Annotated in this window: 21 protein-coding genes and 1 other annotated feature; of the genes, 11 read left to right on the top strand and 10 right to left on the bottom strand. The window is 50.1% G+C overall.

Features of this window, described 5'->3' with window-relative positions; translation table 11 throughout:
- The first annotated feature begins 70 nt into the window (after positions 1 to 70).
- Complete coding sequence (gene grpE / locus ACJHX3_RS22220; RefSeq protein WP_001296310.1) at positions 71 to 664, top strand: nucleotide exchange factor GrpE; 594 nt, start codon at positions 71 to 73, stop codon at positions 662 to 664.
- Positions 665 to 718: 54 nt separating this feature from the next.
- On the opposite strand, the gene ACJHX3_RS22225 is transcribed toward grpE, so the two are convergent.
- Both ACJHX3_RS22225 and ACJHX3_RS22230 read right to left on the bottom strand, forming a co-directional pair.
- Positions 719 to 2,005 carry an HlyC/CorC family transporter gene (locus tag ACJHX3_RS22225; RefSeq protein WP_010723175.1) on the bottom strand — a complete coding sequence of 429 codons (1,287 nt, stop codon included), beginning with the start codon at positions 2,003 to 2,005 and terminating at the stop codon, positions 719 to 721.
- Positions 2,006 to 2,025: 20 nt separating this feature from the next.
- Positions 2,026 to 2,817 (bottom strand): inner membrane protein YpjD, encoded by a 792-nt coding sequence (locus ACJHX3_RS22230; protein WP_001338897.1) that lies wholly within the window; start codon positions 2,815 to 2,817, stop codon positions 2,026 to 2,028.
- A gap of 166 nt (positions 2,818 to 2,983) precedes the next feature.
- On the opposite strand from ACJHX3_RS22230, the gene ffh reads away from it, so the two are divergent.
- The 5 genes from ffh (at position 2,984) to rplS (ending at position 6,596) form a co-directional block, all read left to right on the top strand.
- Entirely contained in the window at positions 2,984 to 4,345 is a 1,362-nt protein-coding gene (ffh, locus tag ACJHX3_RS22235; RefSeq protein WP_000460035.1) for a signal recognition particle protein, read from the top strand.
- Positions 4,346 to 4,593: 248 nt separating this feature from the next.
- The gene (gene rpsP, locus ACJHX3_RS22240; protein ID WP_000256450.1) at positions 4,594 to 4,842 is read left to right on the top strand and encodes a 30S ribosomal protein S16; all 249 of its coding nucleotides are present in this window, start codon (positions 4,594 to 4,596) and stop codon (positions 4,840 to 4,842) included.
- Between the two features lie 18 nt (positions 4,843 to 4,860).
- Complete coding sequence (rimM, locus tag ACJHX3_RS22245; protein WP_000043335.1) at positions 4,861 to 5,409, top strand: ribosome maturation factor RimM; 549 nt, start codon at positions 4,861 to 4,863, stop codon at positions 5,407 to 5,409.
- A 30-nt stretch (positions 5,410 to 5,439) separates the two neighbouring features.
- Positions 5,440 to 6,207 carry a tRNA (guanosine(37)-N1)-methyltransferase TrmD gene (gene trmD, locus ACJHX3_RS22250; protein WP_094308548.1) on the top strand — a complete coding sequence of 256 codons (768 nt, stop codon included), beginning with the start codon at positions 5,440 to 5,442 and terminating at the stop codon, positions 6,205 to 6,207.
- A 41-nt stretch (positions 6,208 to 6,248) separates the two neighbouring features.
- Entirely contained in the window at positions 6,249 to 6,596 is a 348-nt protein-coding gene (gene rplS, locus ACJHX3_RS22255) for a 50S ribosomal protein L19 (protein ID WP_000065253.1), read from the top strand.
- A gap of 75 nt (positions 6,597 to 6,671) precedes the next feature.
- Here rplS and ACJHX3_RS22260 read toward each other — a convergent pair whose 3' ends face one another.
- The 4 genes from ACJHX3_RS22260 to ACJHX3_RS22275 form a co-directional block, all read right to left on the bottom strand.
- The gene (locus ACJHX3_RS22260; RefSeq protein ID WP_000589825.1) at positions 6,672 to 7,154 is read right to left on the bottom strand and encodes an OmpA family protein; all 483 of its coding nucleotides are present in this window, start codon (positions 7,152 to 7,154) and stop codon (positions 6,672 to 6,674) included.
- A 15-nt stretch (positions 7,155 to 7,169) separates the two neighbouring features.
- Positions 7,170 to 8,396: a diguanylate cyclase DgcN gene (gene dgcN / locus ACJHX3_RS22265; RefSeq protein WP_000969021.1), complete on the bottom strand. Its 1,227-nt coding sequence runs from the start codon at positions 8,394 to 8,396 to the stop codon at positions 7,170 to 7,172.
- Positions 8,386 to 8,904 (bottom strand): YfiR family protein, encoded by a 519-nt coding sequence (locus ACJHX3_RS22270; RefSeq protein ID WP_001212391.1) that lies wholly within the window; start codon positions 8,902 to 8,904, stop codon positions 8,386 to 8,388. Before ACJHX3_RS22270 ends, dgcN begins: the two co-directional genes overlap by 11 nt.
- A 150-nt stretch (positions 8,905 to 9,054) precedes the next feature.
- A complete protein-coding gene (locus ACJHX3_RS22275; RefSeq protein WP_000976004.1) occupies positions 9,055 to 9,420 on the bottom strand; it encodes a DUF2799 domain-containing protein in 366 nt (121 codons plus the stop codon).
- A gap of 208 nt (positions 9,421 to 9,628) precedes the next feature.
- Here ACJHX3_RS22275 and aroF point away from each other — a divergent pair, with 208 nt between their 5' ends.
- Together aroF and tyrA are read left to right on the top strand one after the other, a co-directional pair.
- Positions 9,629 to 10,699 carry a 3-deoxy-7-phosphoheptulonate synthase AroF gene (aroF, locus tag ACJHX3_RS22280; protein ID WP_024043869.1) on the top strand — a complete coding sequence of 357 codons (1,071 nt, stop codon included), beginning with the start codon at positions 9,629 to 9,631 and terminating at the stop codon, positions 10,697 to 10,699.
- Between the two features lie 10 nt (positions 10,700 to 10,709).
- On the top strand, positions 10,710 to 11,831 hold the full coding sequence (tyrA, locus tag ACJHX3_RS22285; RefSeq protein WP_000225203.1) for a bifunctional chorismate mutase/prephenate dehydrogenase: 1,122 nt from the start codon (positions 10,710 to 10,712) through the stop codon (positions 11,829 to 11,831).
- Positions 11,832 to 11,873: 42 nt separating this feature from the next.
- Here tyrA and pheA read toward each other — a convergent pair whose 3' ends face one another.
- From pheA to bamD, 4 genes are all read right to left on the bottom strand, one after another.
- Positions 11,874 to 13,034, bottom strand: coding sequence for a bifunctional chorismate mutase/prephenate dehydratase (gene pheA, locus ACJHX3_RS22290; RefSeq protein ID WP_000200119.1), 1,161 nt, complete (start codon positions 13,032 to 13,034; stop codon positions 11,874 to 11,876).
- Positions 13,035 to 13,056: 22 nt separating this feature from the next.
- Positions 13,057 to 13,182: a sequence feature (Phe leader region), on the bottom strand.
- Positions 13,134 to 13,181, bottom strand: coding sequence for a pheA operon leader peptide PheL (pheL, locus tag ACJHX3_RS22295; protein WP_001386991.1), 48 nt, complete (start codon positions 13,179 to 13,181; stop codon positions 13,134 to 13,136). (Overlaps the previous feature by 48 nt.)
- 102 nt (positions 13,183 to 13,284) lie before the next feature.
- Positions 13,285 to 13,626, bottom strand: coding sequence for a ribosome-associated translation inhibitor RaiA (gene raiA, locus ACJHX3_RS22300; RefSeq protein WP_000178456.1), 342 nt, complete (start codon positions 13,624 to 13,626; stop codon positions 13,285 to 13,287).
- Positions 13,627 to 13,896: 270 nt separating this feature from the next.
- The gene (gene bamD, locus ACJHX3_RS22305) at positions 13,897 to 14,634 is read right to left on the bottom strand and encodes an outer membrane protein assembly factor BamD (RefSeq protein WP_000197686.1); all 738 of its coding nucleotides are present in this window, start codon (positions 14,632 to 14,634) and stop codon (positions 13,897 to 13,899) included.
- A gap of 134 nt (positions 14,635 to 14,768) precedes the next feature.
- On the opposite strand from bamD, the gene rluD reads away from it, so the two are divergent.
- The 3 genes from rluD to clpB all read left to right on the top strand — a co-directional run bounded on the left by rluD (position 14,769) and on the right by clpB (position 19,180).
- The gene (gene rluD, locus ACJHX3_RS22310) at positions 14,769 to 15,749 is read left to right on the top strand and encodes a 23S rRNA pseudouridine(1911/1915/1917) synthase RluD (protein ID WP_000079109.1); all 981 of its coding nucleotides are present in this window, start codon (positions 14,769 to 14,771) and stop codon (positions 15,747 to 15,749) included.
- On the top strand, positions 15,746 to 16,477 hold the full coding sequence (yfiH, locus tag ACJHX3_RS22315; RefSeq protein WP_000040165.1) for a purine nucleoside phosphorylase YfiH: 732 nt from the start codon (positions 15,746 to 15,748) through the stop codon (positions 16,475 to 16,477). The genes rluD and yfiH overlap by 4 nt, the downstream gene beginning before the upstream one ends.
- A 129-nt stretch (positions 16,478 to 16,606) precedes the next feature.
- The gene (gene clpB, locus ACJHX3_RS22320; RefSeq protein WP_001235102.1) at positions 16,607 to 19,180 is read left to right on the top strand and encodes an ATP-dependent chaperone ClpB; all 2,574 of its coding nucleotides are present in this window, start codon (positions 16,607 to 16,609) and stop codon (positions 19,178 to 19,180) included.
- Positions 19,181 to 19,587: the final 407 nt, after the last annotated feature.

The following is a 19,587-nucleotide window of genomic DNA, read 5'->3' on the forward strand; positions in this document are numbered from 1 at the left end:
AAACCCTGAAACTGATCCCCATAATAAGCGAAGTTAGCGAGATGAATGCGAAAAAAACGCGGAGAAATTCATGAGTAGTAAAGAACAGAAAACGCCTGAGGGGCAAGCCCCGGAAGAAATTATCATGGATCAGCACGAAGAGATTGAGGCAGTTGAGCCAGAAGCTTCTGCTGAGCAGGTGGATCCGCGCGATGAAAAAATTGCGAATCTCGAAGCTCAGCTGGCTGAAGCCCAGACCCGTGAACGTGACGGCATTTTGCGCGTAAAAGCGGAAATGGAAAACCTGCGTCGTCGTACTGAACTGGATATTGAAAAAGCCCACAAATTCGCGCTGGAGAAATTCATCAACGAATTGCTGCCGGTGATTGATAGTTTGGATCGCGCGCTGGAAGTGGCTGATAAAGCTAACCCGGATATGTCCGCGATGGTTGAAGGTATTGAGCTGACGCTGAAGTCGATGCTGGATGTTGTGCGTAAGTTTGGTGTTGAAGTGATCGCCGAAACTAACGTGCCGCTGGACCCGAATGTGCATCAGGCCATCGCAATGGTGGAATCTGATGACGTTGCGCCAGGTAACGTACTGGGCATTATGCAGAAAGGTTATACGCTGAACGGTCGTACGATTCGCGCGGCGATGGTTACTGTAGCGAAGGCAAAAGCTTAATTTCTGCTTTCGTAATAAATCACGGCCCAGCATGCGAATGCCGGGCCGTTTTCGTTACTCCGCCACACTCTCGCGCAGCGGTTTCACAGGAAAAACTTTTACCTGTTTAATCATATTGTCCTGTACGTCGAGAATGTCGATGTCGTACTCGCCAATACGTACACGGGTGCCCGCGACCGGGATCTCTTCCAGTGCCTCAAGAATGACGCCATTAACAGTGCGGGCATCATCTTCCGGTAGATGCCAGTTAAAGGCTTTGTTGATTTCCCGCACGTTGGCGGTGCCATCAATAATCACTGAACCGTCGTTTTGCGGCGTGACCTCTTCGGCAAGTGTTGGCGACATCGACGTAGTGAAATCGCCGACAATCTCTTCCAGAATATCTTCAACCGTCACCAGCCCCTGAATGTCTCCATACTCGTTGACGACCAGGCCGACTTTCTTTTTGTTGCGCTGAAACTTTACCAACTGCGTGCTGAGCGGCGTACCTTCTGGCACAAAATAGATCTCGTCCGCAGCACGCAGCATCGTCTCTTTGGTGAACTCTTTTTTCTCCGACATGAGTCGCCAGGCTTCACGTACTCGCAGCATACTGATGGCGTCGTCCAGCGAGTCACGGTAGAGCACGATACGTCCGTGAGGTGAGTGGGAGAGTTGGCGCAGAATCGATTTCCAGTCATCGTTGATATCAATACCGATAATTTCACTGCGCGGCACCATGATGTCATCGACGGTCATCTTTTCCAGATCGAGTACTGACAGCAGCATATCCTGATTGCGACGGGAAATTTGTGAGCGCGATTCGTGCACGATGGTGCGCAACTCTTCTTTGCTTAAAGAGCCGCTAACAACGATATCGGTTTTGATGCCCATCATGCGCATTAACATGCGGGTAATAGCGTTCAGCAACCAGACCAGCGGCATCATCAAAATTTGCAGCGGAGCCAGCAGAAAACTACTCGGATAAGCGACTTTTTCCGGGTACAGCGCGGCAATGGTTTTCGGCAATACCTCAGCAAATACCAGTACGACAAAAGTCAGCACACCAGTTGCAATTGCCACGCCCGCATCGCCGTACAAACGCATCCCAACAATAGTGCCGAGCGCGGAGGCAAGAATATTGACCAGGTTATTGCCGATTAACACCAGGCTTATCAGGCGGTCTGGCTTACGCAGCAATTTTTCGACGCGTTTGGCCGAGCGATTACCCTGTTTCGCCATATGTCGAAGACGATAGCGGTTGAGGGTCATCATTCCGGTTTCGGACCCGGAAAAATAGGCTGAAATGACCACCATGATGATCAGAATAATGATCAACGTAGTAGTAGAAATGTGTTCCAGGGGAAACTCCTTTTCTGGGTTTAGCTGATTAACTGCTGGACAATTCGGCTGCCGAAGTAGGCCAGTGTCAGGATGACTGCACCCGCAACGTTAAACCAGACGACGCGGCGTCCACGCCATCCTTCATGATAATGTCCCCACAGCAGCACAATATAGACAAACCACGCCACGATAGAGAGCACAGCCTTGTCGATATTTTCCATGCTAAATAAGTTGTGCATGTAGAACAGGCCAGTGCAAAGCGTGAGCGTTAGCAGCACCACGCCAATCTGCGTGATGTGGAACATTTTACGCTCGATACTCATCAATGGCGGCATTTCCTGGTTAAACGCCAGCTTCTTGTTCTTCAGTTGGTAATCAATCCACGCCAGTTGCAGCGCGTACAGGGCGGCGATAATCAGCGTGGCATAGGAAAAGAGCGATAAGCCAATGTGCACCAGCATCCCAGGCGTTGCTTCCAGATGGGTGATGTATTCATTGGGCATGAATGTCGCCAGCGCCAGGTTGATAAGCGCAAAGGCATAGACAATGGGTAGCAGCAACCAGCCACGATTGCGAGAAGCCACAATGGTCATTACCGTACAGATCATCAAACTGACCAATGAACCAACGTTCAGCAGGCTGAGGTTTTGTCCGCTATCACCGTCGGGCAGGATGCGGGCTTCCAGAGCGATTGCGTGGCAGACCAGCGCGATGACCGCAGAAATAATAGCCATGCGCCGCCAGCCGCCGTTTTTTTGCAGCAGACCGGGAACAATCAGCGCAAGACTGACGGAGTAGGCGACAAGCGCGAGCAGAGCAAAAACGGGCATAGTAATGTCGACAGTTTGAGCAATAAGAAAGAGAAGCAGTATAGCGTTAGGTGAACGCTGCTCCAACCGTTGCATAACAACAAAGACGCCTTCATGTTATACTGCGGCAATATACTGATGATGTGTCGCGATTGCGGCCAACCGTTTCCACCCCAGGCGAGAGACAATGTTTGATAATTTAACCGATCGTTTGTCGCGCACGCTGCGCAATATCAGTGGCCGTGGACGCCTCACTGAAGACAACGTAAAAGATACGCTGCGCGAAGTGCGCATGGCGCTGCTGGAGGCGGACGTCGCTCTGCCGGTAGTGCGTGAGTTTATCAATCGCGTAAAAGAGAAAGCGGTTGGTCATGAAGTTAATAAGAGCCTGACGCCGGGGCAGGAGTTCGTCAAAATCGTCCGTAACGAACTGGTTGCGGCGATGGGCGAAGAGAACCAGACCCTGAACCTGGCTGCGCAACCGCCTGCGGTCGTGCTGATGGCAGGCCTGCAAGGTGCCGGTAAAACAACCAGCGTTGGTAAACTCGGTAAGTTCCTGCGCGAGAAGCACAAGAAGAAAGTGCTGGTGGTTTCCGCCGACGTTTATCGCCCGGCGGCAATCAAACAGCTTGAGACGCTGGCAGAGCAGGTGGGCGTTGATTTCTTCCCTTCTGATGTTGGTCAGAAGCCGGTAGATATCGTTAACGCGGCGCTGAAAGAAGCCAAACTGAAATTCTACGACGTGCTGCTGGTGGATACTGCTGGTCGTCTGCACGTTGACGAAGCGATGATGGATGAGATCAAACAAGTCCATGCGTCGATTAATCCGGTTGAAACCCTGTTTGTGGTTGACGCCATGACCGGTCAGGATGCGGCCAATACGGCAAAAGCATTCAATGAAGCGTTACCGCTTACCGGTGTAGTGTTGACCAAAGTGGACGGCGATGCCCGCGGCGGTGCGGCGCTCTCTATTCGTCACATCACTGGCAAACCGATCAAGTTCCTCGGTGTTGGCGAGAAAACTGAGGCGCTGGAGCCGTTCCATCCTGACCGCATCGCGTCGCGTATTCTCGGCATGGGCGACGTACTGTCACTGATCGAAGATATCGAAAGCAAAGTTGACCGCGCGCAGGCAGAGAAATTAGCCAGCAAGCTAAAAAAAGGCGACGGCTTCGATCTCAACGACTTTCTTGAGCAGCTGCGCCAGATGAAAAATATGGGCGGCATGGCTAGCCTGATGGGCAAGCTGCCGGGCATGGGGCAGATCCCGGATAACGTCAAGTCGCAGATGGACGATAAAGTGCTGGTGCGTATGGAAGCCATCATCAACTCGATGACGATGAAAGAGCGCGCTAAGCCAGAAATCATCAAAGGTTCGCGTAAGCGTCGTATCGCCGCCGGTTGCGGGATGCAGGTACAGGACGTTAACCGCCTTCTGAAGCAGTTCGACGACATGCAGCGCATGATGAAGAAAATGAAGAAGGGCGGAATGGCGAAGATGATGAGAAGCATGAAGGGTATGATGCCGCCGGGATTTCCTGGTCGCTAATCGGCCTGGCTTGTTTGCCATTTTGGCACCGGGGTGTGCTCGTCATCCTCACGTACTGCGTGTACGCTCCGGTGACTGCGCGCACTCCGGCACCAAACTGGCTGCACCGCCGACGGCCTTTTACAGCAGAGTTAGCAACTGTTGATTGCAATTTCCGCAAAAATGAGTAAAATTTTCGGGCTTTTAATATGACACCGGACTCCGTTCCTCGATGGGGTCCGGTTGTTTTATTCACACAAGAGGATGTTATGGTAACTATTCGTTTAGCACGTCACGGCGCTAAAAAGCGTCCGTTCTACCAGGTTGTTGTCGCTGACAGCCGTAATGCACGCAACGGTCGCTTCATCGAGCGCGTTGGTTTCTTCAACCCAATCGCTAGCGAAAAAGAAGAAGGCACTCGCCTGGATCTGGATCGCATCGCTCACTGGGTTGGCCAGGGCGCAACTATTTCTGATCGCGTTGCTGCGCTGATCAAAGAAGTAAACAAAGCAGCTTAATCTGTCACGGTGGTCATGATGAGCAAACAACTCACCGCGCAAGCACCTGTTGATCCCATCGTTTTGGGAAAAATGGGTTCGTCTTACGGTATTCGTGGGTGGCTCAGAGTGTTTTCTTCCACCGAAGACGCCGAAAGCATTTTTGACTATCAGCCCTGGTTTATCCAGAAGGCGGGTCAGTGGCAGCAAGTCCAGCTGGAAAGCTGGAAGCACCACAATCAGGACATGATCATCAAGCTGAAAGGCGTTGACGATCGTGATGCGGCGAACCTGCTGACGAATTGTGAAATTGTCGTGGATTCATCGCAGCTGCCTCAGCTTGAAGAGGGTGACTACTACTGGAAAGACCTGATGGGCTGCCAGGTAGTAACCACTGAAGGCTACGATCTCGGTAAAGTCGTCGATATGATGGAAACCGGATCTAATGATGTTCTCGTCATTAAGGCAAACCTGAAAGATGCGTTTGGTATCAAGGAACGTCTCGTACCGTTCCTCGATGGGCAGGTTATCAAGAAAGTCGATCTCACTACTCGTTCAATCGAAGTAGATTGGGATCCTGGTTTTTAAACCACCGGATAAACGGTAAAAGACGGCGCTATGTGGATTGGCATAATTAGCCTGTTTCCTGAAATGTTCCGCGCAATTACCGATTACGGGGTAACTGGCCGGGCAGTTAAAAATGGCCTGCTGAGCATCCAGAGCTGGAGTCCTCGCGACTTCACGCATGACCGGCACCGTACCGTGGACGATCGTCCTTACGGCGGCGGACCGGGGATGTTAATGATGGTGCAACCCTTGCGGGACGCCATTCATGCAGCAAAAGCTGCGGCGGGTGAAGGCGCAAAGGTGATTTATCTGTCACCACAGGGACGCAAGCTTGATCAAGCGGGCGTCAGCGAACTGGCAACGAATCAAAAATTGATTCTGGTGTGCGGTCGCTACGAAGGTATAGATGAGCGCGTGATCCAAACCGAAATTGACGAAGAATGGTCAATCGGCGATTACGTTCTCAGTGGTGGTGAGTTACCAGCAATGACGCTGATTGACTCCGTTTCCCGGTTTATTCCGGGAGTACTGGGACATGAAGCCTCAGCAACGGAAGATTCCTTTGCTGAAGGATTGCTGGATTTCCCGCACTATACGCGGCCTGAGGTGTTAGAAGGGATGGAAGTTCCGCCAGTGTTACTGTCGGGCAACCATGCCGAGATACGTCGCTGGCGTTTGAAACAGTCGCTGGGCCGTACCTGGCTTAGAAGACCTGAACTTCTGGAAAACCTGGCTCTGACTGAAGAGCAAGCAAGGTTGCTGGCGGAGTTCAAAACGGAACACGCACAACAGCAACATAAACATGATGGGATGGCGTAAGCCCCCGAGATATCAGTTTACCCAGGATAAGAGATTAAATTATGAGCAACATTATTAAGCAACTTGAACAAGAGCAGATGAAGCAGGACGTACCTTCCTTCCGTCCGGGTGATACCGTGGAAGTGAAAGTATGGGTTGTTGAAGGTTCCAAAAAACGTCTGCAGGCATTCGAGGGCGTGGTTATCGCTATTCGTAACCGCGGTCTGCACTCTGCATTCACTGTTCGTAAAATTTCCAACGGCGAAGGCGTTGAGCGTGTCTTCCAGACTCACTCTCCGGTAGTTGACAGCATTTCTGTCAAACGTCGTGGTGCTGTTCGTAAAGCTAAACTGTACTACCTGCGTGAGCGTACTGGTAAGGCTGCTCGTATCAAAGAGCGTCTTAACTAAGGTTTCGCTTAAGCGACATCCTGTTAAGAAGGGCTGGCCAATTGGCTGGCCCTTTTTTATCTGTTTGCTCGTGTTTTAAGGGGTTGTAATCACCACTGCGACGCGGCGGTTCTCGGCGCGGCCCTGGGCGGTCTTGTTACTGGCTATGGGATATTTTTTTCCTAAACCCTGTGTGGTGAGATTGCTGCGTGGAATTTGTCCACCAATAGCCCATGCATCGGCCACGACATTCGCCCGTTTCAATGATAAGCCTTCGTTGTAACTGTCTTCACCATAGTTATCGGTGTGTCCATCCATACGGGCATGTGTTAGCCCTGTCGAGGCCAATTTGGCTGCCATGGTTTGGATCTGTTGCTGGCTTTCCGGGAGCAATTTGTAGTCATTTTTTGCGAACAGAATGGCATCTGATAAGCCCAGCGACCAGTCGCCGGCGGATTCAGTAAATCCATAAGATTGCATAGCGGCGACTTGCTCAGGAGTAAACTTTCCCTGAGGGGACTGGCAGCCAGTCAGTATTAGTGAGGTGAAAATCAGGGGTGCTACCAGGTGCTTTATCATATCGATATATCCTTGTTATCTCACCAGCTTTTCGGCACGCTGGTGTTTGGCCTGATACATATTGTGATCGGCAAGCTCTTGTAATTTTTCCGCAGAGGCGTGCTCAATGGTCATCGCGTAACCAATGCTTAATGTCATGGTGGTCTGATGGCCATTATGAAGATCAAACGGGAGATTAAAGATTTGTGTCAGTGCTGAGCATATCTGCTGCACTTCAGATTCCGACTGTACATCATAGAGCACCATCGCGAATTCATCGCCGCCCAGGCGGTATGCTTTATGTCGCAGCCCGCCAAATTCAGCTAACCGTTTTGCGATTTCAATCAAGACTCTATCGCCCGTCGCATGACCCCAGGTATCATTGATATATTTGAAATTATCGCCATCAAGAAATAGTAACGCCGACGTTTTTCGGGCATCGGAATTGTTCATCAACGTATTGATGCCGCTACGAAACGCTGCGCGGTTAGCCAGCCCGGTTAATGGGTCATGTAGCGCGGTACGCAGAAGCTGCGCATTTTTGGCCTGTAAACGAAGCTGCCACTCTTCCATTTCATCCAGCAGACTGTTGAAGTCGAGAGCGAAGCGGTGAAACTCAGCGATACGTTCTTCCGAAACTCGTCGGGAAAAATTGCGGTTGGAACGCACATCATGTACGACATCGGTGATATTTTTCAGTGCTTCCACCAGGCCATTGTGCAAATGGCGGGTGAGGGTAATTGCAATGCCTGACGCTAGCAGAATGCAGGCGGTCAGGACAGCGAGCGAAAACCAGATGAAATGGCTGATTGAACTGTCGCGAGCGGTTAAGCGTACTTCGCCAATGGTTTCGCCATTGTGACGAATCGGCTGAATGATGGGGGCAGGGAAGAGCCAGTGGCTTATGAAATTGCTGAAAGTATCGCCTGGATCCTTACGGGTGTAATGCCAGGATGCCAGAATATTTTGCTGCTTATCACGTACTTCTGCAGTTGAAAATTGCCCTTGCTGGCCCAGCGCTGCCAGTGTTTCAGTTGCTGCAGGGCCATCGGCAAAAACGACAGCTGCTTCCAGACTGTAAGTCATTGTTGCTGCTGTCAGTGCCAGGTTTTTTTGCGCGTACTGTTTCAGGGTCAGCACCGAGGTCACGGAAAGCAGCAACCAGATCAGCATCATAGTGATAAATATGCTGGTCATACTGATGTTGCGTAATGCTCTTTTAAACGTGGGGCGCTTATTAAGAGAATTATCGTTATCCATCATTTTTCTTCCGTGCGAGCATCAAGACATCCGGGTTGACCTTTACACCGCTACGCGATAAGGCATCCAGGTTTACGGCAAATCTGACGTCATTATTGTGGATGATCAGACAAAAGGCGCTACCAATAATGCACTCGGTATTTTGTTCGGCAATTAATAATAACGCCTTTGACGGATATTGTTCGGTTAATTCCATCTGGAATGTCGGTGACTCGTTGCCAAAATAAAAACCATTGCAGCCTGAAATCATCGCCTCTTGTTGAGTGTGAATGATGACAGGCAGATAAGGCAAAGATGTCGCGGCATTCTCTTGTAGGGCGGTACTAAAACGTGAAGATGAAAAGATACATAACTTTGGTGGCCCTGATAGCGCAGGCCAGCGGGTGTAACTGACAATACCGGAAACCATCATACGCACGTTTTTCGCAACGTCAGAAGGCTCCTGAGCGAGTATTGGTGCTCCCGTCAGCAGGAGAATCAGAAGTAAGAACAGTCGGTGAGAAAAACGCATTCAGGGATCCCCACCATCTTCGCTCGAAATGCATCGATATTTTTTCAGAATGCTCATTAAAATATCATTTTTTCATGCGACCGTCATCAATGTGAGAAATAAAACACAATGAGATAAAATCTTATGTTTAATTTATTTGTGGGGTTTTAATTAATTTAATCGTATTGTGCTGGCATTTTCATCAGCCCCTTTTTGCCATACTTCATGCAGTTGGCTGGCATTTTCAACATTGTTGCAGCTGGCAGGAAAGCTTTTACCGGAAAGTCCTCGGGCATAAGTAAAATCGGTCTGGCAAGTTTTCTTTTGTCCTTCGGCATATCCTTTAAGGTATAGACCGCGATCCGCCTGTGAATCGCTAAATGCATCGTCATCTTTTATGGCGCTGCCCGATATCGCATCTTCCATACCGACATCATACCAGTCGGTGCTGGTCAAGGTTGGCGCGTGAGTATAAGGATCAATCTGACATCCGCTAACCAGTAAAGCCAACAAGGGGGCGATAAACTTTTTCATCATTTCTTTCTCCTTTTTCAAAGCATAGCGGATTGTTTTTAAATGAGGTGTAAATTTATTTGTACGAAATAAGCATCAAAAGCGCGAGAAAATTGTTTCTGTAAAGAAAAATGTACGAAATATGGATTGAAAACTTTACTTTATGTGTTATCGTTACGTCATCCTCGCTGAGGATCAACTATCGCAAACGAGCATAAACAGGATCGCCATCATGCAAAAAGACGCGCTGAATAACGTACATATTACCGACGAACAGGTTTTAATGACTCCGGAAAAACTGAAGGCCGCTTTTCCATTGAGCCTGCAACAAGAAGCCCAGATTGCTGACTCGCGTAAAACCATTTCAGATATTATCGCCGGGCGCGATCCTCGTCTGCTGGTAGTATGTGGTCCTTGTTCCATTCATGATCCGGAAACTGCTCTGGAATATGCTCGTCGATTTAAAGCCCTTGCCGCAGAGGTCAGCGATAGCCTCTATCTGGTAATGCGCGTCTATTTTGAAAAACCCCGTACCACTGTCGGCTGGAAAGGGTTAATTAACGATCCCCATATGGATGGCTCTTTTGATGTAGAAGCCGGGCTGCAGATCGCGCGTAAATTGCTGCTTGAGCTGGTGAATATGGGACTGCCACTGGCGACGGAAGCGTTAGATCCAAATAGCCCGCAATACTTGGGCGATCTGTTTAGCTGGTCAGCCATTGGTGCTCGTACAACGGAATCGCAAACTCACCGTGAAATGGCCTCCGGGCTTTCCATGCCGGTTGGTTTTAAAAACGGCACCGATGGCAGTCTGGCAACGGCAATTAACGCTATGCGCGCCGCCGCCCAGCCGCACCGTTTTGTTGGCATTAACCAGGCAGGTCAGGTTGCGTTGCTACAAACTCAGGGGAATCCGGACGGACATGTGATCCTGCGCGGTGGTAAAGCGCCGAATTATAGCCCTGCGGATGTTGCGCAATGTGAAAAAGAGATGGAACAGGCGGGACTGCGCCCGTCTCTGATGGTAGATTGCAGCCACGGTAATTCCAATAAAGATTATCGCCGTCAGCCTGCGGTGGCAGAATCCGTGGTTGCTCAAATCAAAGATGGCAATCGCTCAATTATTGGTCTGATGATTGAAAGTAATATCCACGAAGGTAATCAGTCTTCCGAACAGCCGCGTAGCGAAATGAAATACGGCGTGTCTGTAACCGATGCCTGCATTAGCTGGGAAATGACCGATGCCTTACTGCGTGAGATCCATCATGATCTCAACGGGCAGCTGACGGCGCGCGTGGCTTAAGAGGTTTATTATGGTTGCTGAATTGACCGCATTACGCGATCAAATTGATGAAGTCGATAAAGCGCTGCTGAATTTATTAGCGAAGCGTCTGGAACTGGTTGCTGAAGTTGGCGAGGTGAAAAGCCGCTTTGGACTGCCTATTTATGTTCCGGAGCGCGAGGCATCTATGCTGGCCTCGCGGCGTGCAGAGGCGGAAGCTCTGGGTGTACCGCCAGATCTGATTGAGGATGTTTTGCGTCGGGTGATGCGTGAATCTTACTCCAGTGAAAACGACAAAGGATTTAAAACGCTTTGTCCTGCGTTACGCCCGGTAGTTATCGTTGGTGGTGGCGGTCAGATGGGACGTCTGTTCGAGAAGATGCTGACACTCTCGGGTTATCAGGTGCGGATTCTGGAGCAACATGACTGGGATCGAGCGGCTGATATTGTTGCCGATGCCGGAATGGTGATTGTTAGTGTGCCCATCCACGTTACTGAACAAGTTATTGGCAAATTACCGCCTTTACCGAAAGATTGTATTCTGGTCGATCTGGCATCGGTGAAAAATGGACCATTACAGGCCATGCTGGCGGCGCATGATGGTCCGGTGCTGGGGTTACACCCGATGTTCGGCCCGGACAGCGGTAGCCTGGCAAAGCAAGTTGTGGTCTGGTGTGATGGACGTAAGCCGGAAGCATACCAATGGTTTCTGGAGCAAATTCAGGTCTGGGGCGCTCGGCTGCATCGTATTAGCGCCGTCGAGCACGATCAGAATATGGCGTTTATTCAGGCTCTGCGCCACTTTGCTACTTTTGCTTATGGGCTGCACCTGGCAGAAGAAAATGTTCAGCTTGAGCAACTTCTGGCGCTCTCTTCGCCGATTTACCGCCTTGAACTGGCGATGGTTGGGCGACTGTTTGCTCAGGATCCGCAGCTTTATGCCGACATTATTATGTCGTCAGAGCGTAATCTGGCGTTAATCAAACGTTACTATAAGCGTTTCGGCGAGGCGATTGAGTTGCTGGAGCAGGGCGATAAGCAGGCGTTTATTGACAGTTTCCGCAAGGTGGAGCACTGGTTCGGCGATTACGCACAGCGTTTTCAGAGTGAAAGCCGCGTGTTATTGCGTCAGGCGAATGACAACCGCCACTAATAATCCAGTGCCGGATGATTCACATCATCCGGCACCTTTTCATCAGGTTGGATCAACAGGCACTACGTTCTCACTTGGGTAACAGCCCAATACCTTCATCGAACGGGTGATGTCCCCTAACTCTTTCAATGCTTTTTGCATTTCCGCTGATTCCAGATTGGCCTGAATATCCAGATAAAACATCTCTTCCCATGGATTACCGTGAATCGGGCGTGACTCCAGACGGGTCATAATCAGATTGTGGTTGCGCAGTACCAGCAACGCTTCAACCAGCGCACCAGCTTGTTGCCCGGTCGCCATTAACAACGTCGTTTTCGCTGGAACCTGGTCAGACACGTTAATGGCTTTACGTGCCAACACCACAAATCGGGTGAAGTTTTGTCGCTGATTCGCTTCAATACGCTCCAGTACCTGCAAACCGTACAAAGTGCCGCCAGCTTCGCTTCCCAACGCAGCAACATGCGGTGATTTTGCCTGTGCAACCTTTTCCATTGCCGCAGACGTACTTTCGGTATATTCAATCTTCCAGTGCGGATAACGATTAAGGAATTTGCTGCATTGCTGGAATGGCTGCGGATGGCTGTAGACCGTATTAATGGTGGACAAATCAGTAGTGCCGGAGACCAACAAACAATGGTCGATAGTTAACGTCATCTCGCCAACAATCGACAAACTGGTATGTTGCAGCAGATCGTAAACGTCGTTTATGGCACCGGAGCTGGTATTTTCAATCGGTACGACGGCATAGTCGGCCTGGCCGGTTTCCACCTGATTAAAAATATCGGCAAATTTGGCGCAGCCACTTTCAATGAATTGCTCAAAGTGACGGGCAGCGTACTGACGAGCGGCAAGATGGGAATAGGAGCCTTTGGGGCCGAGAAAAGCGATGCGGGCAGAGTGTGGATTAATTTTATTGAGATGTTGCTGGAGCAAAGCCTGCTGAGTTAATACGGAATCTTCAATGATGAGCTGGAACAGGCGAGTAATGTAATGGGCGTCCAGATGGTGCGCTTTACCGAGCGTAATTAATCTTTCCAGCAAATCGCGTTCACGATCAATATCACGTACCGGGCGATGCGAGAGCAGTTTGGCTTTTCCCACCTCAACGGCCAGTTCGCGCCGCTCTGCCAGTAATGCTAATAATTTTTCATCCAGCGCGCTGATTTTCTCACGCAGCGCCAGTAACGGGTTTTCCGATGTCATAGTGTTGCCTTTTTTGTTATCAATAAAAAAGGCCCCCCGATTTGGGAGGCCTTATTGTTCGTCTTCGCATTCTGTTTCACACGACGAAACGCCTCCCATTCAGGGGAAGGTAAAAAAGAATGCGAAGAAAAACGGTGTGTGTTTCATGTTTGTTTCCTTAAGTGACTTCAGTACAGTACCCGTACTGTTTTCACGCTGTCAACAAAAAACGCGCCCGAAGGCGCGTTGGCGATACACTCAATATAAAGGACTACTCTTCTTCAACTTCTTCGACGAAGTTGGCGTCTTTCACCGATGTTGCGGCACGACGTGCTTCGCCTTTGTGCTGCAGTTTATTGAGCTGCCGTTCCAGCTTGTTGATCAATTCGTTAATTGCGGTGTACATATCTTCATGTTTACCACTGGCAACCAGAACGCCGTTAGGTGTATTGATTGTGGCGTCAGCAACAAACCCTTGTGGCTCTTTGGACAGAATGATATGTGGATTAATCAGATGTGTTTGCCATTTTTCCAGTTTGGCGAGACGGTCTGCGACATGTTGGCGGATGGCCGGAGTAATTTCCATTTGTTTGCTGGTAATGTTCATTGTCATAAATTTTACCTCTTGTCTTCCCGTCTTGGTGAATTCAGCATACCGTTCCTGATGTCAAAATGTGTGATGGAAATCTCATAATTTTGTCACTTTTTGTCAACGAATCTTTTTTGTGAGAAATCGCAGGAAGAGGTGTTTTTTTACTTGAGGAATATCTCAAAGCGAGCCATATTTGATGAGATCGATAGTGACTAAATCGCTTCAGTTTCACAACTAACAGAATAAAAAAACGGCAGCTCAAGGGCTGCCGTTTTGTGTTTCAGGTTTCTGTTATGTATTGCTGCTGTTTGCGGCGATGATTTTCGCTACTTTTTCAGCTTGCGCATTCATCTGCATCTGACGGTATGCATTTTCCATCAGCGGCAGCGCATCACGCGTAGCCTGGGTATCCGGGTAGTCGCGCAACATGCCTTCTACGCGGTTAACGACGGCAACCCATGCGCCACGTTCTGTATAGTACTCGGCAACGGAGTATTCATATTTCGCTAGACGATCTTTCAGGAATACCAGACGTTTGGTGGCATCGGTGGTGTACTGACTGTTCGGATAGCCGCGCACCAGTTTGGAAAAGTCACTAAACGCAGCTCGTGCATGTTGAGGATCGCGATCGCTACGGTCAACGCCAAAGAACCCTTGCAGCGCACTGTCATCCAGCGCCATATTGGTCAGGCCACGCATGTACATGACATAATCGATATTCGGATGGGTCGGGTTAAGGCGAATAAAACGATCGATGGCAGCCTGTGCTAACGGCAAATCGGCGTTTTTATAGTAGGCGTAGATGAGATCCAGCTGCACCTGCTGCGAATACGGACCAAACGGATAGCGATTATCTAACGCTTCCAGTTGCGTTATTGCCTGTCTCCAGTTACCGTCCTGCAGCTTTTGTTGTGCAGTCGCGTAAATTTCATTTGGCGGATTATCAGGTACTTCTTCCTTTGACCCCGAGCAACCCGCCAAAAACAGGCTTAGTGTGGCGGCTGCCACCAGATATTTCATGCGCGTCATGACGTTTTGACTTTCCTCAAAATGTAATACGGGAGATTCTCTGTTCCTGCTCCCGGTTAAGACCAGCTACAATAGCACACTATATTAAACGGCAAAGCCGTAAAACCCCAACGATAAACGAAGAAGCAGTATATATGGCACAACGAGTACAGCTCACTGCAACGGTGTCCGAAAACCAACTCGGTCAACGCTTAGATCAGGCTTTGGCCGAAATGTTCCCGGATTATTCACGTTCGCGAATAAAAGAATGGATCCTCGACCAGCGCGTGCTGGTTAACGGCAAAGTTTGTGATAAGCCGAAAGAAAAAGTATTGGGTGGCGAGCAGGTTGCCATCAACGCAGAGATTGAAGAAGAAGCGCGTTTTGAACCGCAGGATATCCCGCTGGATATCGTCTATGAAGATGAAGACATCATCGTCATTAATAAACCGCGCGACCTGGTGGTTCATCCTGGCGCGGGTAACCCGGATGGCACGGTACTGAATGCGTTGCTTCATTACTATCCGCCCATTGCCGATGTACCGCGTGCGGGCATCGTCCATCGTCTGGATAAAGACACCACTGGCCTGATGGTTGTGGCAAAAACCGTTCCGGCTCAGACGCGTTTAGTCGAATCTTTGCAACGGCGTGAAATTACTCGTGAGTATGAAGCTGTCGCAATTGGTCATATGACCGCTGGCGGTACGGTGGATGAGCCAATCAGTCGCCACCCGACCAAACGTACTCACATGGCGGTGCATCCGATGGGCAAACCAGCGGTGACTCACTATCGCATCATGGAACACTTCCGTGTGCACACGCGTCTGCGGTTGCGTCTGGAAACTGGACGTACGCACCAGATCCGCGTGCATATGGCCCATATCACTCATCCGCTGGTGGGCGATCCGGTTTATGGTGGCCGTCCGCGTCCTCCAAAAGGTGCTTCGGAAGCGTTTATCTCCACGCTGCGTAAGTTTGACCGCCAGGCGCTTCATGCAACCATGCTGCGTCTTTATCACCCGATCTCCGGCATCGAAATGGAATGGCATGCGCCTATTCCACAAGATATGGTGGAGCTGATTGATGTGATGCGCGCCGATTTCGAAGAGCATAAGGATGAAGTGGACTGGTTATGAGTAAGCTAATTGTCCCGCAGTGGCCGCTGCCAAAAGGTGTTGCGGCTTGTAGCTCTACTCGTATCGGCGGCGTGAGCTTGCCCCCGTATGACTCGCTCAACCTCGGTGCTCATTGTGGCGATAACCCGGTTCACGTTGAGGAGAATCGCAAGCGACTTTTTGCTGCGGGCAATTTGCCTTCTAAACCGGTCTGGCTTGAGCAGGTACACGGCAAAGATGTGCTTAAGCTTACTGGCGAACCTTATGTCTCAAAACGAGCAGATGCCTCTTATAGCAATACGCCGGGCACGGTTTGCGCAGTGATGACTGCCGACTGCCTCCCCGTGCTGTTTTGCAATCGAGCGGGAACGGAAGTCGCCGCCGCTCATGCTGGCTGGCGTGGACTGTGCTCAGGTGTGCTGGAAGAGACGGTTTCCTGTTTTGCTGATAATCCGGAAAATATTCTCGCCTGGTTAGGGCCGGCAATTGGTCCACGCGCGTTTGAAGTGGGGGCGGAGGTTCGCGAGGCGTTTATGGCAGTAGACGCCAAAGCGAGTACAGCTTTCATTCAGCATGGTGATAAGTATCTGGCGGATATTTATCAGCTTGCCCGGCAGCGTCTGGCGAGCGTTGGTGTTGAACAAATTTTCGGCGGCGACCGTTGTACATATACGGAAAATGAGACTTTCTTCTCTTATCGTCGCGACAAGACCACCGGTCGTATGGCAAGTTTCATTTGGCTGATATAACCTAAAGAATCAAGACGATCCGGTACGCGTGATTTTCTTTTCACATTAATCTGGTCAATAACCTTGAATAATTGAGGGATGACCTCATTTAATCTCCAGTAGCAACTTTGATCCGTTATGGGAGGAGTTATGCGTCTGGATCGTCTTACTAATAAATTCCAGCTTGCTCTTGCCGATGCCCAATCACTTGCACTCGGGCACGACAACCAATTCATCGAACCACTTCATTTAATGAGCGCCCTGCTGAATCAGGAAGGGGGGTCGGTTAGTCCTTTATTAACATCCGCTGGCATTAATGCTGGCCAGTTGCGCACAGATATCAATCAGGCATTAAATCGTTTACCGCAGGTTGAAGGTACTGGTGGTGATGTCCAGCCATCACAGGATTTGGTGCGCGTTCTTAATCTTTGCGACAAGCTGGCGCAAAAACGTGGTGATAACTTTATCTCGTCAGAACTGTTCGTTCTGGCGGCACTTGAGTCTCGCGGCACGCTGGCCGACATCCTGAAAGCAGCAGGGGCGACCACCGCCAACATTACTCAAGCGATTGAACAAATGCGTGGAGGTGAAAGCGTGAACGATCAAGGTGCTGAAGACCAACGTCAGGCTTTGAAAAAATATACCATCGACCTTACCGAACGAGCCGAACAAGGCAAACTCGATCCGGTGATTGGTCGTGATGAAGAAATTCGCCGTACCATTCAGGTGCTGCAACGTCGTACTAAAAATAACCCGGTACTGATTGGTGAACCCGGCGTCGGTAAAACTGCCATCGTTGAAGGTCTGGCGCAGCGTATTATCAACGGCGAAGTGCCGGAAGGGTTGAAAGGCCGCCGCGTACTGGCGCTGGATATGGGCGCGCTGGTGGCTGGGGCGAAATATCGCGGTGAGTTTGAAGAACGTTTAAAAGGCGTGCTTAACGATCTTGCCAAACAGGAAGGCAACGTCATCCTGTTTATCGACGAATTACATACCATGGTCGGTGCGGGTAAAGCCGATGGCGCAATGGACGCCGGAAACATGCTGAAACCGGCGCTGGCGCGTGGTGAATTGCACTGCGTAGGTGCCACGACGCTTGACGAATATCGCCAGTACATCGAAAAAGATGCTGCGCTGGAACGTCGTTTCCAGAAAGTGTTTGTTGCCGAGCCTTCTGTTGAAGATACCATTGCGATTCTACGTGGCCTGAAAGAACGTTACGAGCTGCACCACCATGTGCAAATTACTGACCCGGCAATTGTTGCAGCGGCGACGTTGTCTCATCGCTACATTGCTGACCGTCAGCTGCCAGATAAAGCCATCGACCTGATCGATGAGGCAGCATCCAGCATTCGTATGCAGATTGACTCAAAACCAGAAGAACTCGACCGACTCGATCGCCGTATCATCCAGCTCAAACTGGAACAACAGGCGTTAATGAAAGAGTCTGATGAAGCCAGTAAAAAACGCCTGGATATGCTCAACGAAGAACTGAGCGACAAAGAACGTCAGTACTCCGAGTTAGAAGAAGAGTGGAAAGCAGAGAAAGCATCGCTTTCTGGTACGCAGACCATTAAAGCGGAACTGGAACAGGCGAAAATCGCTATTGAACAGGCTCGCCGTGTGGGTGACCTGGCGCGGATGTCTGAACTGCAATACGGTAAAATCCCGGAACTGGAAAAGCAACTGGAAGCCGCAACGCAGCTCGAAGGCAAAACTATGCGTCTGTTGCGTAATAAAGTGACCGACGCCGAAATTGCTGAAGTGCTGGCGCGTTGGACGGGGATTCCGGTTTCTCGCATGATGGAAAGCGAGCGCGAAAAACTGCTGCGTATGGAGCAAGAGCTGCACCATCGCGTTATTGGTCAGAACGAAGCGGTTGATGCGGTATCTAACGCTATTCGTCGTAGCCGTGCGGGGCTGGCGGATCCAAATCGCCCGATTGGTTCATTCCTGTTCCTCGGCCCAACCGGTGTGGGGAAAACTGAGCTTTGTAAGGCGCTAGCGAACTTTATGTTTGATAGCGACGAGGCGATGGTCCGTATCGATATGTCCGAGTTTATGGAGAAACACTCGGTGTCTCGTCTGGTTGGTGCGCCTCCGGGATATGTCGGTTATGAAGAAGGTGGCTACCTGACCGAAGCGGTGCGTCGTCGTCCGTATTCCGTCATTCTGCTGGATGAAGTGGAAAAAGCGCATCCGGATGTCTTCAACATTCTGTTGCAGGTACTGGATGATGGGCGTCTGACTGACGGGCAGGGGAGAACGGTCGACTTCCGTAATACGGTTGTCATTATGACCTCTAACCTCGGTTCCGATTTGATTCAGGAACGCTTCGGTGAACTGGATTATGCGCACATGAAAGAGCTGGTGCTCGGTGTGGTTAGCCATAACTTCCGTCCGGAATTCATTAACCGTATCGATGAAGTGGTGGTCTTCCATCCGCTGGGTGAACAGCACATTGCGTCGATTGCGCAGATTCAGTTGAAACGTCTGTATAAACGTCTGGAAGAACGTGGTTATGAAATCCACATTTCTGACGAGGCGCTGAAACTGCTGAGCGAGAACGGTTACGATCCGGTCTATGGCGCACGTCCTCTGAAACGTGCAATTCAGCAGCAGATTGAAAACCCGCTGGCACAGCAAATACTGTCTGGTGAATTGGTTCCGGGTAAAGTGATTCGCCTGGAAGTTAATGAAGACCGGATTGTCGCCGTCCAGTAAATGATAAAACGAGCCCTTCGGGGCTCGTTTTTGTCTATAAGTTAGACGGAAAAGACTATATTTAAGATGTTTTGCCTGAAAAATGAGCGAACGATAAAGTTTTTATATTTTTCGCTTGTCAGGCCGGAATAACTCCCTATAATGCGCCACCACTGACACGGAACAACGGCAAACACGCCGCCGGGTCAGCGGGGTTCTCCTGAGAATCTCAACAGAGAAAAGCAAAAAAATGCTTGACTCTGTAGCGGGAAAGCGTATTATGCACACCCCGCGCCGCTGAGAAAAAGCGAAGCGGCACTGCTCTTTAACAATTTATCAGACAATCTGTGTGGGCACTCGAAGATACGGATTCTTAACGTCGCAAGACGATAAATGAATACCAAGTCTCAAGAGTGAACACGTAATTC

This window comes from Escherichia sp. WS1265 (assembly GCF_046487585.1).
GTDB classification, from domain to species: domain Bacteria; phylum Pseudomonadota; class Gammaproteobacteria; order Enterobacterales; family Enterobacteriaceae; genus Escherichia; species Escherichia coli.